16 protein-coding genes are annotated in these 16,643 nt (G+C 60.5%); 2 read left to right on the forward strand and 14 right to left on the reverse strand.

Annotated features, from left to right (window positions below; translation table 11 throughout):
- The 10 genes from HWX76_RS01770 to HWX76_RS01815 all read right to left on the reverse strand — a co-directional run bounded on the left by HWX76_RS01770 (position 1) and on the right by HWX76_RS01815 (position 9,367).
- Positions 1 to 378, reverse strand: coding sequence for a PTS glucitol/sorbitol transporter subunit IIA (locus HWX76_RS01770; protein WP_089489194.1), 378 nt, complete (start codon positions 376 to 378; stop codon positions 1 to 3).
- A 19-nt stretch (positions 379 to 397) separates the two neighbouring features.
- Positions 398 to 1,414 carry a PTS glucitol/sorbitol transporter subunit IIB gene (locus tag HWX76_RS01775; protein ID WP_050011226.1) on the reverse strand — a complete coding sequence of 339 codons (1,017 nt, stop codon included), beginning with the start codon at positions 1,412 to 1,414 and terminating at the stop codon, positions 398 to 400.
- Positions 1,415 to 1,458: 44 nt separating this feature from the next.
- Positions 1,459 to 2,013 carry a PTS glucitol/sorbitol transporter subunit IIC gene (locus HWX76_RS01780; protein ID WP_062885851.1) on the reverse strand — a complete coding sequence of 185 codons (555 nt, stop codon included), beginning with the start codon at positions 2,011 to 2,013 and terminating at the stop codon, positions 1,459 to 1,461.
- A gap of 83 nt (positions 2,014 to 2,096) precedes the next feature.
- Positions 2,097 to 2,513, reverse strand: a complete 417-nt coding sequence (locus tag HWX76_RS01785) for a transcriptional regulator GutM (RefSeq protein WP_050011227.1) — start codon at positions 2,511 to 2,513, stop codon at positions 2,097 to 2,099.
- Positions 2,514 to 2,673: 160 nt separating this feature from the next.
- The gene (locus tag HWX76_RS01790; protein ID WP_060733613.1) at positions 2,674 to 3,417 is read right to left on the reverse strand and encodes an SDR family NAD(P)-dependent oxidoreductase; all 744 of its coding nucleotides are present in this window, start codon (positions 3,415 to 3,417) and stop codon (positions 2,674 to 2,676) included.
- A gap of 12 nt (positions 3,418 to 3,429) precedes the next feature.
- Positions 3,430 to 4,740, reverse strand: a complete 1,311-nt coding sequence (locus tag HWX76_RS01795) for an acetoin dehydrogenase dihydrolipoyllysine-residue acetyltransferase subunit (RefSeq protein WP_176015410.1) — start codon at positions 4,738 to 4,740, stop codon at positions 3,430 to 3,432.
- Between the two features lies 1 nt (position 4,741).
- Entirely contained in the window at positions 4,742 to 5,737 is a 996-nt protein-coding gene (locus tag HWX76_RS01800) for an alpha-ketoacid dehydrogenase subunit beta (RefSeq protein ID WP_062886104.1), read from the reverse strand.
- Positions 5,730 to 6,758 carry a thiamine pyrophosphate-dependent dehydrogenase E1 component subunit alpha gene (locus tag HWX76_RS01805; protein WP_235356132.1) on the reverse strand — a complete coding sequence of 343 codons (1,029 nt, stop codon included), beginning with the start codon at positions 6,756 to 6,758 and terminating at the stop codon, positions 5,730 to 5,732. The genes HWX76_RS01800 and HWX76_RS01805 overlap by 8 nt, the downstream gene beginning before the upstream one ends.
- A gap of 10 nt (positions 6,759 to 6,768) precedes the next feature.
- Positions 6,769 to 8,097 carry a homoserine dehydrogenase gene (locus HWX76_RS01810; protein WP_176015411.1) on the reverse strand — a complete coding sequence of 443 codons (1,329 nt, stop codon included), beginning with the start codon at positions 8,095 to 8,097 and terminating at the stop codon, positions 6,769 to 6,771.
- A 388-nt stretch (positions 8,098 to 8,485) separates the two neighbouring features.
- Entirely contained in the window at positions 8,486 to 9,367 is an 882-nt protein-coding gene (locus HWX76_RS01815) for a sugar-binding transcriptional regulator (RefSeq protein ID WP_226238130.1), read from the reverse strand.
- Between the two features lie 185 nt (positions 9,368 to 9,552).
- Between HWX76_RS01815 and HWX76_RS01820 the strand changes: the two genes are divergently transcribed.
- Together HWX76_RS01820 and HWX76_RS01825 are read left to right on the forward strand one after the other, a co-directional pair.
- The gene (locus HWX76_RS01820; protein WP_124630513.1) at positions 9,553 to 10,398 is read left to right on the forward strand and encodes a hypothetical protein; all 846 of its coding nucleotides are present in this window, start codon (positions 9,553 to 9,555) and stop codon (positions 10,396 to 10,398) included.
- A 23-nt stretch (positions 10,399 to 10,421) separates the two neighbouring features.
- On the forward strand, positions 10,422 to 11,009 hold the full coding sequence (locus HWX76_RS01825) for a hypothetical protein (protein WP_124630514.1): 588 nt from the start codon (positions 10,422 to 10,424) through the stop codon (positions 11,007 to 11,009).
- A 177-nt stretch (positions 11,010 to 11,186) separates the two neighbouring features.
- On the opposite strand, the gene HWX76_RS01830 is transcribed toward HWX76_RS01825, so the two are convergent.
- The 4 genes from HWX76_RS01830 to HWX76_RS01845 all read right to left on the reverse strand — a co-directional run bounded on the left by HWX76_RS01830 (position 11,187) and on the right by HWX76_RS01845 (position 16,639).
- Positions 11,187 to 11,726, reverse strand: a complete 540-nt coding sequence (locus HWX76_RS01830; RefSeq protein WP_050011233.1) for a carnitine operon protein CaiE — start codon at positions 11,724 to 11,726, stop codon at positions 11,187 to 11,189.
- 34 nt (positions 11,727 to 11,760) lie between these two features.
- A complete protein-coding gene (locus HWX76_RS01835; RefSeq protein ID WP_050011234.1) occupies positions 11,761 to 13,416 on the reverse strand; it encodes an MFS transporter in 1,656 nt (551 codons plus the stop codon).
- Positions 13,417 to 13,556: 140 nt separating this feature from the next.
- Positions 13,557 to 15,038: an NADP-dependent succinate-semialdehyde dehydrogenase gene (gene gabD / locus HWX76_RS01840; protein WP_089489192.1), complete on the reverse strand. Its 1,482-nt coding sequence runs from the start codon at positions 15,036 to 15,038 to the stop codon at positions 13,557 to 13,559.
- A 35-nt stretch (positions 15,039 to 15,073) separates the two neighbouring features.
- The gene (locus HWX76_RS01845; protein ID WP_089489191.1) at positions 15,074 to 16,639 is read right to left on the reverse strand and encodes a class I adenylate-forming enzyme family protein; all 1,566 of its coding nucleotides are present in this window, start codon (positions 16,637 to 16,639) and stop codon (positions 15,074 to 15,076) included.
- Positions 16,640 to 16,643: the final 4 nt, after the last annotated feature.

Consider the following 16,643-nt stretch of genomic DNA (forward strand, 5'->3'; position numbering starts at 1 on the left):
TCAGGCGTCAACGATCTCGATGACGGCCCCTTTCTGCATGCTCTTGAAGAGCCGTTCACAATCGACCATCGACGCACAGATCTCGCCTGGGCGCTCTGCCGAATGGGCTCCATTGAATGTGATGACGACATGGCCCAGTTCGCTCACCTTGTTCCAGGCCGTCGGCCCCACTGCGGTCACGACCGCGGAAATTTCGCCGATGCGCAGCACGGAACCGATACGCGGCGCGTGGCTGTGCGCCTGCTCTACGCGGTGAAGAACCGACACCTCTGCCAGTTCGGAAGGCGCGCCATCCGAATACAAAATCAGCACGCCACCTTCGAGAAGGGACTCCACCTCTTCGCCGATACTGGAAATGATTGTCTTGTAGTAATGCATGCGTGACCTCAAGATGTTTTTAGAGAGCAAAGCTGACCACCCAGGCGATCAACACCGAGACCGGCCCCATGATCTGGCGGCTGATCAGTACGGCCGGCACGCCGACGCGAATCGTCTCCGGTTTCGCTTCGCCGAGTGCCATCCCGACCGGCACGAAATCACAACCGACCTGGGTGTCATACGCGAACAGCGCCGGCAGCGCCATATGCGGCGGAATCGTGCCATTGCCGATGGCCGGCCCGATGATTGCCGCGCCGATGACCTGCGCGATCACGGCACCCGGTCCGAGTACGGGCGACAGGAACGGAAGACCGCAGATCGCCGACAGGATCACGAGCCCGACGATATTACCGGCCAGCGGCGAAAGCAGATGAGCGAGCCCGGTCCCCACCCCGGTTGAATTGATCACGCCGATCAGCATCGTCACGAACGCCATGAATGGCAGCACGTTGCGAATAACGGTATCGATCGACTTGCGCCCGCTCGTGAACAGCACGTTCACGACGCCACCCATGCCGCGGCCAACCGAAGTGATCATCCCGACGAAGCCGCCATGGCTTGCCCCGGTTCGCGGTTCCGCCGGCGACGACGTTGCGGCGGATGAGGTGTCGCCGTTCGTCACGGCGGCGCAATGCGCGTCGGCGTTCGACGCGTCGTCGTCAACGGACCGCAAGCTGTTCAATTCGACGCCGGACACGTAGATATCTTCGGTAATGAACTGCGCAAGCGGGCCCGACTGTCCAACCGGACTCAGATTGATGGTAGGGATGCGCTTTCGCGGATATACGCCGCACCGCGCGGTTCCCCCACAATCGATCACGACAGCCGCGATTTCCGATTCGAGCGGCGGATTGCGAAAACCGTCCACGACCGTTGCTCCGGTCAGATCAGCCAACCGCTGTGCCACCTTCGGAATATCTCCTCCGGTCACGGCTACGATCTTGTTGCGCTCCACCGTCGGTGCGATGACGAGTGGGCCGCCCCAGCCGTTGGCCCCCTTTCGTACCTCAACCGCCTTGTACGTACGCGCATCCATTTCGTTCTCCTCCAGGTGATTTCTCGTGTTTTATCGTGTCGAGTTCAAAGCGTGAGGCCTTCGCGCTTCGCGATCATGCGGGTGATCGCTTCGGTCAGCACCCCTTTCAGGAGATTGACGAAAAGGCCGACGCCCAGGTAGAAGAGCGCGAGTTTCGGCAATGAGAACGGTGCGGCATGGGTTTCAGCGAGCTTCGTGATACCTGCTGCCACACCAAGCCAGACGAAAAGCTCGCCCGGATTGCAGTGCGGAAACAAGCCCGTAATGGGGTGACACAAGGACACTGCGGAATCGTAGAACGCTGGTTTGTGACGCTCTTCAAGGAAGACGCCGAACGTGTAGGCCATCGGATTGGTCAGAAAGAACATCGCGAGCAACGGCAACAGCGAATATCGCGTCACGATGTTCTTCGAAAGGAAACGAGCCAATCCCTGAATCCGCTGCTCGCCCACTAGCGCGATGATCGTGTAGACCGCGGTGAGCAGCACAATCAGTGTCGGCAAAATACCTGTAACAAAGCCGACGAACGTCTTTCCGCCTGCGTTGAATACACCGATAAATGCCTCGGCGGCATGAGTAAGAAAATCCAGCGGATTCATGGTTGTCTCCTGATGAAGTTGTGATGTGCGACAGATGCGTCAATCAAAACAGTGCCGCGACCTGCGTGCTGTACGGCGTTCGTCTACTCAATCACGGCACCGATAGGACGGTTCGCGTTCGCGGTTCTGCAAGCCATGTCGAGTGCGTTGCGAAGCGCGTGCCTAAGACGAGGTGCAAGCGCCAAGGACTCCAAATTGTGTTGAAACTCGCCGATCGACCCGCCATTGAATCCGGAAAGCGCCTCGAAACGAGCGAACACAGTCAGTCCAGACATGGCCAATACTTGTCTGACAATGCAATCGTCACCGATGACGACGATCGCAACTGCGCCGCGCCCGATCCGCGGCTTGAACGTCCCCACGCCGAGAAAGCCGTCGCCCCACGTTCGCGCAGTCTTTCTGAGCGTGTCCCGGTAGTAGCGCATATGGGCCCACCCGGCGATGAGCTGCAGCGCCCACGTAACAGCCAAGGCCAGTAAACCGAACCGAACGAGTTCCATTGCATGTCTCCTGCCTCGCACGAACTGCTTTAACAAACGAGACGAATCCGGCGGTTATTTCGCGCCGCCATTTTGAACAAATGTTTATAGCAATAATACAATTGTTCACTTTCAGGTAAATACGGGAAAACGCGACACGAAACCCGCAGCAACGATTCTTCTAACAAAAACCCGAATTGACCTCGATCGGGAACACGAGACCCGAAATGTAGTGTGACGCCTCCGAAGCCAGGAATAGAGCGGCACGCACTGCGGCGGACATGCCGTCATCTCGCCTCGGGATCGACGGCAGCGGGGTCGACTGCAGCAGCACACCGTGTGAGGCGCGGCGAAACTCGTCATATGAGGGTACCGTTGGACAGACGGCATTGACACGGATTCCGTCACCTTTCAATCGCTGCCCCATTGCTTGGGATAGCTGACAGAGTGCCGCGGCACAGGCGTTCTGCCACGCCACGCACCAGGAATCCGCTTCGGCAGTTGGCGCGATATTGACGATCACGCCTCGCTTGACTCGCCGATACTGCAAAGATGCGGCATGGGCGATGTAAAATGCAGCCTTGACGCACTCGGCGTACGCGTGATCGACCTCTCGTTCGTGAATCTCGAGATCGTTTCCCGCATCCAGGCGCGCGCAGCCGTTATGGACGACGATATCGAGTCTCCCGAATTCAAGCACGGTCCGTTCAACCAGATCGACCGCACGCCGCGCCGTGAAGATTTCCGCCGGCGTACTGTCGACATTCGCTTGACAGTCTCCCGTATCACCCACCAGTTCGAGAACGCGTGTCCGCTGCGTAAGTACCGTTGCGCCGGCGGTACGCAACGCACGGACCACCTCGTCGCCGATGGGGGATGATAGCCCCGTTACCAGCGCGATCTTGCCGTCAAGCTCCAGGTTCATGTATGGCTCCGCCTACCGTGACAGTTGCTCGCCGACGATACCGACCACATCAGCCAGCGCTTCGACGTGCGGCAAATGACCGACGTCTGCGAAGCGGTGCTGCGCAATCCGGCCAGGCAGGCCGTTCGCGTGCGTAATCGAAATGATCTTATCCGACGCCCCCCAGACGACGCGAACAGGCATCGTCAGCGACGCGATGGCTTCTCGCAGATCGATCTTCTGCCGGCCGCCCGGAAAAAACGTCTCCGCGATTGACGCAAGCGTCACACGTTTTGCCTCACTCGACAATTGCTGCTCCGCCGTCGCGATGAACGCTTCGTCGATCACACCGGGACGCGCGACCAATTCCCGCAGCCATGGCGTAAGACTGGTTCGATCAGCAGCTTGCGTCAGCCCGCGCAAGAACGCACCGTTGCATTCGGTACCCAGCCCGGCCGGTGCGGCCAGCGTCAACGACGACACACGCACCTGGCGCGACGCGCTCAATGCGATCGCGACAGCCGCGCCGAAAGAATGCCCGACGAGATGGCAGTTTGCGACATCTTCGGCCGCCAGCGTAGCGCCGATCGCGTCGACGATTTTCTCCAGTGATGCGGCAGCGTCAGCCGGCGATTTTCCATGTCCGGGCAAATCGATCGACAGGACACCGAGATTCTTGGCAAGGCCGGCGTCGCGCAATGCATTGAAGAACGGGCGCCAGCTGTTCGCCTCGGCCCCGAATCCATGCAGAAGCACCAGCGTCGCCGGACCGCCTCGCTGCAGCCAGACCCGATTGAGCGCGCCTTGCTGGCTCGCGCCGGCCGGCACTTCACGTGAACCACCGTTGCCGACGGCGACGGCGCGCACGTCATTTTCGACGATCCGGCCATGCGGACCGGATCCTTGCAGGCTGCCCAGGTCGATTTCGCTTTCGCGAGCAGCCCGACGAGCGGCGGGTGTTGCGCGAATCCGGCTATCGCCGATATCGTCCGACGATGCCGCGGCTGCGACGTCCGCGCGACGATGGACCGAGGGTCCAGCCGCGGCGTCAAGCTCGGCAACGCCTGATGCTGTTGTGCCGGCGTCCTGCTCAATGACGGTCTCGCCATTGGCATAGATCCATGCGATGACCGTTCCGACGGGGACCGTATCGCCGACGCTGGCGGTAATCTGCCGCACCGTGCCACTCGCCGGGGCCTCCACTTCCATCGTGGCCTTGCTGGTCTCGATGTCGAAGATCGGCTCGCCCTGCCTGATCGTGTCGCCATCCTTGACATACCAGGCGGTAATCGTGCCCTCGGTCATGTCCATGTCGACGCGGGGAAGGATCACTTCGGTCGCCATCTCAGCCCCTCCGACCGACAATATGCCGAACCGCCTCGACGATGTCGGGCACCTGCGGCACGGCAGCCTTCTCGAGCTGCGGGTTGTAAGGCAGCGGACAATCCGAGCCGCCCAGCCGGACGATCGGTGCGTCCAGATAATCGAAGGCGTCGCTTTCGCATACGATCGACGCGATCTCGGCGCCTATGCCCAGTTGCTGAACACCTTCGTACACACATACCAGACGCGAAGTCTTGCGTACGCTGGCGATGATCGCCTCGCGGTCGATTGGCCGGATGCTGCGCAGATCGATCACTTCCACGTCGATGCCTTCCTGCTGCAGCGCGTCTGCCGCTTCCAGCGAACGCACGGTCATGATCGAAGTCGCGACGATCGTGACATCCCGCCCCTCGCGGCGAACGACGGCCTTGCCGATCGGCTCGACATAGTATCCCTCCGGCACGATGCCCTTGCTCTTGTACAGGAGCTTGTGTTCGAAGATCATCACCGGATCGGGATCCTCGAGCGCAGCAAGCAGTAATCCCTTCGCGTCATGGGGCGTACTGGGTTGCACCACCTTCAACCCAGGAACGTGCGCGAACCAAGCCTCGAGGCTCTGGCTGTGCTGGGCTGCAGCACCTGTCCCCGAACCGGCCGGAAAGCGCATAACAACCGGCACCGAGACTTCTCCGCCCAGCATGTAACGCATCTTCGCGGCCTGGTTCACGATTTGTTCCATCGCAAGCGTTGCGAAGTCCGAAAACTGGAATTCGTAGATCGGCCGGCAGCCGGTCATGGCCGCGCCGACCGCAATGCCGGCGCCTGCCAGCTCCGCGATGGGCGTGTCCATGACACGTTCCGCACCAAAGCGCTGAAACAGGTCACCGGTCACCTGGAACGCACCGCCGTAGACTCCGATATCCTCGCCCATCAGGAACACGCGCTCGTCTCGCTCCATTGCGATGCCCATTGCCTCATGAATCGCCTGAGCATAAGTCAGTTCGCGCTGGTCACTCATGGTCATTCCCCCCGTTCTCCGTATATACATAGCGCGTCAACTCGGCGATGTCCGGTGCCGGGCTGTTCTGCGCGTAGTCCAGCCCCGCCTTGATTTCTTCCTCGACTTCCGCGTGGATTGCTTGCACCGCTGCGGCGTCGATCAGTCCAAGCTCCACCAACTGCCGCTCGAATTTCGCAATGGGATCCCTTGCGCCCCAGGACTCGATCTCTTCGCGGGTGCGATAGCGGTTCCGGTCGCTCTTGGAGTGGCCGCGAATGCGGTATGTCTCGCACTCGATGAGTGTCGGCCCCTCGCCTTTTCGCGCACGCTCGATCGCGCCTTCAGCCGCCGTCAGCACGTCGCCGAAGCTGTTGCCGTCGACAGTTACGCCGGGCATGTCATACGCAGCCGCGCGCTGCGAAATCCGACTGACGGCCGTCGAACGTTCGACCGACATCGACATGCCGTACCGGTTATTTTCACAGACGAAAATCACCGGCAGCTTCCAGATCGCGGCGAAATTCAGCGATTCATGGAACGCACCTTCATTGTTCGCGCCATCGCCGAAAAAACACACGACAACCGAGTCCTTGCGCCGCTTCTTGATCGAAAGCGCCGCGCCGACCGCGATAGGCAAGCCCCCGCCCACGATACCGTTGGCGCCGAGATTTCCGCGGCTCACATCCGCGATGTGCATCGAACCGCCCCGCCCCCGGCAATACCCCGTCTCCTTACCGAAGAATTCGGCGAACATGCGTTTCGGATCCGCACCTTTGCCGATACAGTGGCCGTGTCCCCGATGCGTCGACGTGATGTAGTCCTCATCGGTGAGAAGCATCGTCATCGCGATCGCGGAGGCTTCCTGCCCGATGGACAGGTGCATCGTGCCGTGAATCAGGCCGCGCATGTACGCCTGTTCCGCACTCTCCTCGAATCGACGCACGAGTTGCATCTTTTTCAGCGCGTCACGCAACGCTTGCGCGGAGACGTGCCGATAGACTTCGGGCATTCCTTCGATCTTCTCTGCAACGAATCCCATCATCCTCTCCTCAAGCGGCGGCACGCGCGCCACGGACCATCTCGTCCTGACGCTGGCGCAGTTTGACAATCGGTGCGTTCGCGTCGACCGCGGCGTTCTGGTACGTCAGCAATTCGCCCTTTCGGATTGCTTGGGTGACGATGCCGCCTTCCAGCAAGCCGCATGGAACCGCGCGCTCCGCAAGCGCGTCGTCCGCCGCGATGGCCCACGCGCGGTACGTGAATTCGCCGATCGCGTCGAGGCGGTCACCGACTTTCAGGTCTCGCTTCGCCACCGCGCAAACCTCGACCACCGGAACGGGGAGCGGCCGCATGTCGGCTTTGCCGTACAGGACAGCGCGCGCGCAGCTGAGCGGTACTTCGAGGCTCGTCAGGTGATACGGCCGATAGAACGTGTAATACGGCCCCTTGCCGAGCTTGAGGTCTGCCATGCGCTCGCGCAGGCGAGAATGTGCAAGTTCGGCAACGACGAACACCCCGGGCGCGACGCCCTTTCCGATGGTGTAATCGACTACGCCCTTTTGGGTGAGGATCCCGCCGTCCGCCACCGGACAAAGCACCTCATGCAGTTGGTCGAGCGTGGCCGCGGGACCGTGCATGCCTGCCACATCCGGAATCAGCCCGGTCGCATTTCCGATCGCCGCCATTTCGACCGCGGTCTTCGAACCGTCGACAAACTCCACCAGCATGCGCGGATTCATGTTGCGCGCCTTGGCTTCCGCCATGTAGTCGTCCGGTGTCGCGTCGATATTCAGCGGGTTGTTCTTGCCCTTACCCGCGGCGACGATCGGATAACCGAGCGCGCTGACGAAATCGATCAACTCGATCGTCGAGCTCGGCTCGTCGCCGGCGCCGAGCGTGTACACCACGCCCAGCCGCTCCGCTTCACGACGCAGGTATGCGCCGATGGTCACATCGGCTTCGACGTTCATCATCACGAGATGCTTGCCATGCTCCATGGCAAGCAGCCCGATCTGCGCGCCCACCGCCGGTTTGCCGGTCGCATCGATAACCACGTCGATTTGATCGTTGGTACAGATCGCATTCGAGTCTTGCGTGATGGCGATCGATCCGGCCTCGATCGCCTGCGAAATCCCCGAGCCAGTCTCGACGACGCGATAGCCGTCGTCCGCCTGATTGGCGACTCGAACCGCTTCGCATGCGGCGTCGACACGGAGGTCCGCGATCGCGCCGATCTCGAGACCTTCCATTTGCCGGACCTGGGTCACGATGTCCGTGCCCATTTCGCCGGAGCCGATCAAGCCGATTCGGATAGGTCTGCCCGATTGGGCGCGGGCTTTGAGGTCGGCCGCCAGGCCGCTGGGAATGATGTTGAGCATCGACGATGTCTCCTGGGTAGTGACGCGCGCTTGCGCAGGCATGTGCCCTTAACCCGCGTCTGCAACCTGGATCGCCGCGACGTTCAGTGCACATTTGTTTTTTACAATATCACTTTGTTCACTAAAGGTACAAGCAACCGAGCGGCAAAAAGAGCGCATCTAGGGTTATTCCTAGCGCATGGAAATTTGGGGACGGAAAAAGGAGGAGCCGCGCCAAGGGCTCGTTGACGCGAGCGACAACCCAGCGGCGGGCACTGATACAGAAATTGATGCGGCGCAGCATCACTGCCGTCGCTGCGAATGGGGGGAGGTGCGAGAGCGCGCTTCTCTCGGCAGTGGGGACGAGCGCGGAGTACGGAAAGGTGACGGGGACCTTTCCGCGCGAAGGTCAGTCCGCTAGTTTCAGCAAGTCCGCTGCGGCGTATTGATCGGTGATCAATACGGACGGTCGCAATAACCTCAGAGCGCCCCCAAGCGCCGGCACCTTGCTAACGCCGCCCGCTGCAAGCACGCGCACCGGTACTTGCTTGACGATGTCGAGCGGCACGGACATCACACGCTCGTTGATGGGATGGTCAACCAGTTGTCCGTTGGCGTCGAAAAAGTTGAAGAGCAGATCGCCCACGGCACCCGCCTTGATCACTGATTCGCGATCAGCATCGCTGATGAACCGCGATCGGTGCGCCGTTGCCTCCGGGCCAGTGCCCGCAGCGCCGAGCACGACCGCATCCAGGGATCTCGCCAGATCGAAAATATCCCGGAGGCCGCAGCGCTCGATGAGCGTGCGCCGGGTCTCCGGGCTATCGACCACCAACGGCGCGGTCATCAGGTAGCAGTCCGCCTGATACAACGTCGCGAAACGCCAAGCGAACTCCGCCGGGTTGAAATGTCGGGCTTTCATGATGCCGCCCAGCAGTGAAACCACCGAGACGTTTTCGACGGGACGCTCACCCATGTACGACAGCGAACTGACAAGGGTGCGCCCCCAACCGACGCCGATTTTCATGTTCGACCGCACCATCGACGACACATATTCGCCAGCAGCCGCGCTCACTGGCGCGGTGGCATCCGCGTCTCGCGCTGACAGCGGTACGACGATCGCTTCCGCGATCCCGAATCGCTCCTCGAGTTGCCGTTCGAGATCCACGCATTCGACCAGGCGATCCCCAATCGAAATTTTTACCTCGTTTCTCTCGCGCGCAGCCGCCAGCAGGCGCACGACCGTCACCCGACCGATGCCGAGTTTCTGCGCGATCTCGTGTTGCGTCATCTCCTCCACGAAGTACATCCACGCCGCGCGCAGCCGCAGTCTGCGCGCTGGGCTTTGTTCGTCGATGGCCTCTTCTCGGTGCTTGGTTCGGGCTCTCGGCACGCTTCCTCCCCTAAATTAACGTGATCAATGACACTGAACAAATGTGCTATCTTAACTTCAAATGTTTCAGTCTCGAGGCAGCCATGGAACCCAAGTCATTGACGCCATCGCACATCGTCCAGGATCTCAGTCAGGTTCGCCTTGCATTGATGGATTGTGCGCGGCAACTTCGATACGCGGCGCGAAACGTCCCCGGCTCTGGGTCCGATTCTCAGCGAACCGCTGCCCGCCGCGCGAACTTGCCGCCGTTGCCGCAATTTCTTGGCTCCGTCGGCCATATCGCGGACACACTGCTCGAAACGGCCGAAACGTATGCAGGTCATGCGATTCCCCCACTGCAGGATCATTGGAAAGCGCCTGTCAGCTTCGACGGCGGCCTGGAACGCATCATTCGCGAATCCGCGGATACAAAGCTGATCCGCCACTGCTCGGCACTTTATTACGCAGCCGCGAAGCGATTCATCCTGCACGCGGGTGCGACGGACGTCCTTATATTTGAACACCGCATCAATGACGCATTCAGCAGCCTGCGCGGCGCGCACAACGTGTTGAAAGGCATAGCGGAAATCCAGGCCGAGGCGTCGCTGGATGAATTTTCCGACGATATCTGCCGCGCGTATTCCCGGCTCACGTTATCGCTCATCGACCGCCATCCGATTCGAAGCGCACGATTCGATGAATTGCCGGATGTCGTCGCGCCGTGGTGGCTGGTATCCGAGCCGAACGTATATGTTTTTCTATTACTCGGTATCACCGGGTGCGCAAGAATTGTTCAGCCTGCAGCGCTTCCGTCCGATCCCGACACGCTGCTTCGTTTCGCGGCCGATCTCGTAGGCGCGTCCGAGTCGCGAATTCGAGCGGCATTGCGATCGAAAAATCCGGACGACGCGATGCAGCGCGAGTTTTCCCGAATTGTCAGCTACCTGTGAAGTCAATGCGCCGGAGAAGCATCTTGGTAGACGAACACGAACCGATCGCAAGGTCCATACATCGCGTATGGCCGGCTCTCGCCAAACTGTCATCTTGCAGACTGCTTCTTCAGCAGTATTGCGACGACTACTCAAAAAATTCCGGCGTGTTGCTCGAGCTCGATGATCGACAGTTCACACAAGCGTTCGTCGCGTGGACTCAAATCCTCGAAGACAGTGAGTTTTACCTACACAAGAACGCGGCTGACTATTTCCAGTTCTGCATCGGCGCGCTGCTCGCCGAACTATTGAAATTCAAAGCCGTCCGAGACACATCGGTGACCATCATTCCACATAAGAAACCGAGCAGCGAAATTGCAGACTGGTGGCCGACCGGATTCGCACTGACTCATTTTTGCGTTGAGCTCGTCAAAAAAGTATCACGGCAGGAATGTGGAAAAGTCGTCGAACCGTCCGAAAAAATCGGACAGCTCAAGATCTGGCAATCGTATCGCGAGAATTTGCTCGAAGAGCCGATGCTGGCCATTGCATATTTCGACGACTTCATGGGCATAACGCCAAACTGGCGCACCCCGTACTATGCTGGTCACCGCACGGCAGGGATCGATTGATTCGTTTGTGAATCGTGCAGTGCGCGCACGTCTACGGCGCACTGCACGGCTACGTCGGTAGTGCCGACAACGAACGATTGCGGCGCTCCGCCGCAAAAGCCGATCGCGACAATCGTCGATCGCCGTATTCCATTCGCGACGGTCGGGGTCTGTCGAATTCCGGCAATATCACTCGGCTCAGCCACCGATCGACATATCGATCCGGCGTATCGTTGCCAAACTCGCTGCCGCGAGTTCGCAGTATCGGTTCGTCGCTTCGACCTTCTCACGCAGTTCCGCGTCGGTCAGTACGCGGACGATACGGGCCGGCACGCCCATGACCAGCGTTTGTGCCGGCACTTGCATCCCTGACTTGACGAACGCGCACGCCGCCACGATGGCGGAACCTCCGACTATCGCGTCGTCCATCACGATGGCGTTCATCCCGATCAGCGCGTTGCGCTCCAGACGTGCGCCGTGTACCACGGCGCCGTGGCCGACATGAGACCGTTCGCCAAGCAAACATGTCATTCCGTGCCCGACATGCAACGTACAGTTGTCCTGTACGTTGCTGTCCTCGCCGACACGAATAGCGCCAAAATCCCCACGTAGCGAGGCTCCGGGCCCAATATAGCAACCGGCGCCGACGATCACGTCACCGATGATGCTCGCACTCGGGTGTACGTAAGCGGACGCATGAACGCGCGGGGCCACGCCTCGATATTCGTATAACGCCATGATCCGCTCGACTCCGTATCGATATGTTGTCTGGTCAGTTTGCGCAGATATCGGTGCCGCGCGTCTCGCGCACGCACAAGATCCCGACGATCAGCGAAGCGGTCGCAATGACGATCGGATACCAGAGGCCGGAATAGATGTTCCCGTTTGCCGCGACGATCGCGAATGCGGAAGCCGGCAGGAATCCACCGAACCATCCGTTGCCGATGTGATATGGCAACGACATCGACGTGTAGCGGATCCGTGTCGGAAAATACTCGACGAGCATGGCCGCTATCGGACCGTAGACCATCGTGCCGTAGATCATCAGGATCGCCAGCAGAAGGATCGCCATCGGCCAATTGATCTTGCCCGGATCGGCCTTCGCCGGATAGCCGTTATCATGCAGCGCACGCTGCAGCGCCCGATCGAAATCACGCCCTTGCATGGCTGCGTCGGCGGATTTTCCATCGTATGACGAAATGATGCTGCCGCCGACGACGATCGCTGCCCTCTCGCCCGGCGCCGCCGGTTCGTTACGGTAGCTCAGCCCAGCTTTCGAGAGCGCACTCTTGGCAATATCGCATGAACTGGTAAAGGTCGCCGTACCGACCGGATTAAACTGGAACGAACACTCGCGAGGAAATGCCTTCACCACAATCGGCGCATTCCGTTGTGCCGTCTCCAGCGCGGGATTGATAAAGTGCGTGAGCCCCTTGAACAGCGGAAAATACGTGGCGGCCGCCAGCGCGAAACCGATCAGGATGATCGGCTTGCGTCCGATTCGGTCGGACAATGAACCGAACACGACATAGAACGGCGCCGAGATCACGAGTGCGATGGCAAGGATCACATTCGACGTCGAGCCCTCGAGCTTGAGCGTCTGCGTCAGAAAGAACAGCGTGTAGAACTGCCCCGTATACCAGACGACTGCCTGCCCCGCCGTCAGCCCGAACAACACGACCAACACCAGTTTGAGGTTCTTCCATTGCCCGAATGCCTCGGCTACGGGTGCCTTCGAGCGACTGCCCTCCGCCTTCATGCGCTCGAATGCCGGCGACTCGTGCAACTGAAGACGGATCCACACCGATATCCCGAGCAGGACGATGGACATCAGGAATGGCACTCGCCATCCCCACGATGCGAACGGACCTTCGCCTGTCGTGGTTCGCACACCCAGAATGACCACCAGCGACAGGAACAGCCCGAGCGTCGCGGTCATCTGAATCCAGGCGGTCCATGCACCGCGCCGGTCATTCGGCGCATGCTCCGCGACATAGGTCGCCGCGCCGCCATATTCGCCGCCAAGCGCAAGCCCTTGAATCATCCGCATCGCGACAAACAGGATAGGCGAAGCGATCCCGATAGTGGCAAAGCCCGGCAACAACCCGATGAGAAACGTCGAGCCGCCCATCAGGACGATCGTCACGAGAAACGTGTACTTGCGGCCTACCAGGTCGCCCAGACGTCCAAATACGATCGCCCCGAGAGGTCGCACCGCGAAACCCGCAGCAAAGCTCAGCAGCGTAAAGATGAATCCCGCGGTCGGGTTGACACCGGAGAAAATATGCTTGCCAATGAACGTCGCCAGCGAGCCCGCCAGAAAGAAGTCGTACCACTCGAATACCGTACCTAACGAAGACGCGAAAACTACCCGTTTTTCGTCACGGGACATCCGCGACGCAGGCACTGCCACATTGACCGTTGACATGTCTAGCTCCTCCAAACCAATGGATTCATCTTTGTTGTTTAACTTTCATTACTGGACTTTATTGTGCGAGATACCTCCATCGAAGCATTCGCGATGAACCGGCACCGAAGCGTCGATGCACCCAGGTGCCGCCCCGAGCGTCAGGCGATTCCGCCCACGCACAGATACTTGAGCTCGAGGTAGTCCTCGATGCCGTACTTCGATCCCTCGCGTCCGAGCCCGCTCTCCTTGACACCGCCGAACGGTGCGACTTCGGTCGAAATCAGCCCTTCGTTGATGCCTACGATGCCGTACTCGAGCGCTTCGGCCACTTTCAGCACGCGGCCGATATCCCGGCTGTAGAAATAGGAAGCAAGACCGAATTCGGTGTCGTTCGCGAGCGCGATCGCCTCGTCGTCGGTACTGAACCGGAAAATGGGGGCGACGGGACCGAACGTCTCCTCGCGAAAGATCCGCATCGACGGCGTCACATCGGCAAGAATCGTCGGCGCGTAGTAGTTGCCGCCCTTCTGGTGCGGCCTTCCGCCGACTACGACACGCGCGCCCTTCGATATCGCGTCGTCGACGTGCTCCACAACCTTCGCGACGGCATGCTCGTCGATCAAAGGACCGATCGCGACACCTTCCTCGAATCCGTCGCCGACACGCATGGATTGCACGGCCACCGACAGTTTTTCGATGAACGCGTCATACACACCGTCCTGAACCAGCAGACGGTTCGCGCATACGCAGGTCTGCCCCGCATTGCGATACTTCGACGCGATGGCACCTTTCACTGCCGCGTCGAGATCGGCATCGTCGAATACGATGAACGGCGCGTTGCCGCCCAGTTCCATCGATGCCTTCTTGACGGTCGACGCGCATTGCGTCAGCAGAATCTTGCCGATTTCCGTCGATCCGGTGAACGAGACCTTGCGGACGATCGGGCTGGCCGTCAACGTTTCGCCGATCTCCGCCGCCGCGCCAGTCACGCACGAGATCACCCCCTTTGGTACGCCGGCACGCTCCGCCAGCACGCAGAGCGCAAGCGCGGAGAATGGCGTCTGGCTCGCCGGTTTCAATACCATCGTGCAACCAGCGGCGAGTGCCGGCCCGATCTTGCGCGTCAGCATCGCCGCCGGGAAATTCCACGGCGTGATCGCAGCGCACACGCCGATGGGTTGCTTCAGCACGACGATGCGCTTGTCGCGCGCATGCCCTGGTATCGTATCGCCATAGGCACGCTTGGCCTCCTCGCCGAACCATTCCAGAAACGACGCGGCATAGCCGATCTCCGCGCGGCTTTCCGCAAGCGGCTTGCCCTGCTCAGCCGTCATGATCGCCGCCAGATCATCCTGATTCTCGATCATCAGCTCATACCAGCGACGCAAAACTGCCGCACGCTCCTTGCCCGTACGCGAGCGCCATTCGGCCAGCACGGCATTGGCGCCGTCGATCGCGCGCAATGTCTCATCTCTCCCCATGCGCGGCACCGTCCCGAGCGACTGCCCCGTCGACGGATTGCGCACGTCGATCGTGCCGCCTTGGTCAGCGTGAACCCATTCACCTGCGATCAGGCACACATTCCTTATCAGTTCAGGATTCCGAAGTGTTATTTGTCCGTTCAATGAAATTGTCGACATCAATACTTCTCCAGTCAGAGGATAGGCGTAACGTGTCAGACGTCACCGTGCTCGGCCGGTTGTACGGCTTCGCGCAATTTGAACCGCATGACCTTCCCCGATCCGGTCCGCGGAATTTCCGTCGTCACATGAATCGCGGACGGCACCTTGTAAGCCGACAGATGGAGACTGCAGTGCGCAAGCAGCGCCGCGACATCCACAGCGCCCTCGGCTCGCTCGACGACGAACACCACCGGCACCTCGCCGAGATGCGCATGTGGCATGCCGACGACCGCGCAATCGTGAACGCCGTCGTACTCGCAGACCACCTCTTCGATCTCGGCCGGTGAGATGTTCTGGCCGCCCCGAATGATTACTTCCTTGAGGCGCCCCGTGATGGTGATATAGCCGTTCGCATCAAAGCGAGCCAGGTCGCCCGTGCGATACCAGCCGTTGCTCAATGCCGCATCGGTTTCCGTTGGCTTGTTCAGGTATCCCTTCATCACATTGGGACCGCGGACGAGTAACTCGCCTTCTTCCCCGACACGGACATCGCGCAACGCAACAGGATCGACGACGCGCGTCGCTACGCCCGGCAGCGGCAGGCCGCACGAGCCGAATACGCGCGCACCGGTCGGCCAGTTCATCGTGACCATCGTCGAGGTTTCGGTAATGCCGTAGCCATCGAGCAGCTTCAGGCCGAACATGTTTTCGAATTCGCGATTCGTCGTGCCCGGCAGTATCGCGCCGGCCGACACGCATAATCGCAGCCCGGGCAGCGAGCCGCGCCCGTTCGCCCGCGCGGATTCGAGCAGGTAGTGGAACATCGTCGGCACGCCCGGCATGACCGTGAAGCGCCCGTCCGACAGCAGCCGCGGGATTTCGCTCGACGAATACTTCTCCATCAGATACGCGGTCGCACCGACTGCGAGCACGCTCAGCACGGAGAAGTTCAGCGCATACGAGTGATACAGCGGAAGTGCGCTCAGCACGCGATCGCTGCCCGTCAGGCCGGCAATCGGGGCCCAGCATGCGGCGGCGACCCACAGCATGCCGTGCGTCGACAGTAGCACGCCTTTGGGCTTGCCGGTCGTTCCCGACGTGTAGATCACGAATGCGGGATCGTCGATCGTGTCCGGATCCAACGGCTCACTCGCGGTGCCGCGCGCCGTCGCGACTGCAAATGGCGTACCGACGACGGGCTGCGACGACCACGACACGGTCACGTATTCCGTGACCGTACCGACAGAAGCACCGACCGCGCGCAATTCCCGCTCGCGCACGTCGCTCGTCACGAGTGCCGTGCAGCTTGCATCATCCAGCCGATACTCGATCTCCGGCGAAGTGGCCTCGTGGTTGATTGGCACGGCGATCGCACCGGCACGAACGCAGGCGAGGCAGCTCACCACCCATTCGACCGAGTTCGGCAGCACGACGGCGACACGATCGCCGGCCTGCACGCCCGCCCGCTGGAAGTGCGTCGCCAGGCGTGCGGTCATCGCGTCCAGTTCCGCATAAGTGACGGACGTCCGTGCGTCCTCGAATGCCGCCTTGTCCGGATTGCGCTCCTTATGGCGCTTGAGCAATTCGTGGACAGGCACAATAAGCTCGGTATGAATCACGTTT

This window comes from Burkholderia sp. BCC0398 (assembly GCF_902833245.1).
GTDB lineage: Bacteria > Pseudomonadota > Gammaproteobacteria > Burkholderiales > Burkholderiaceae > Burkholderia > Burkholderia sola.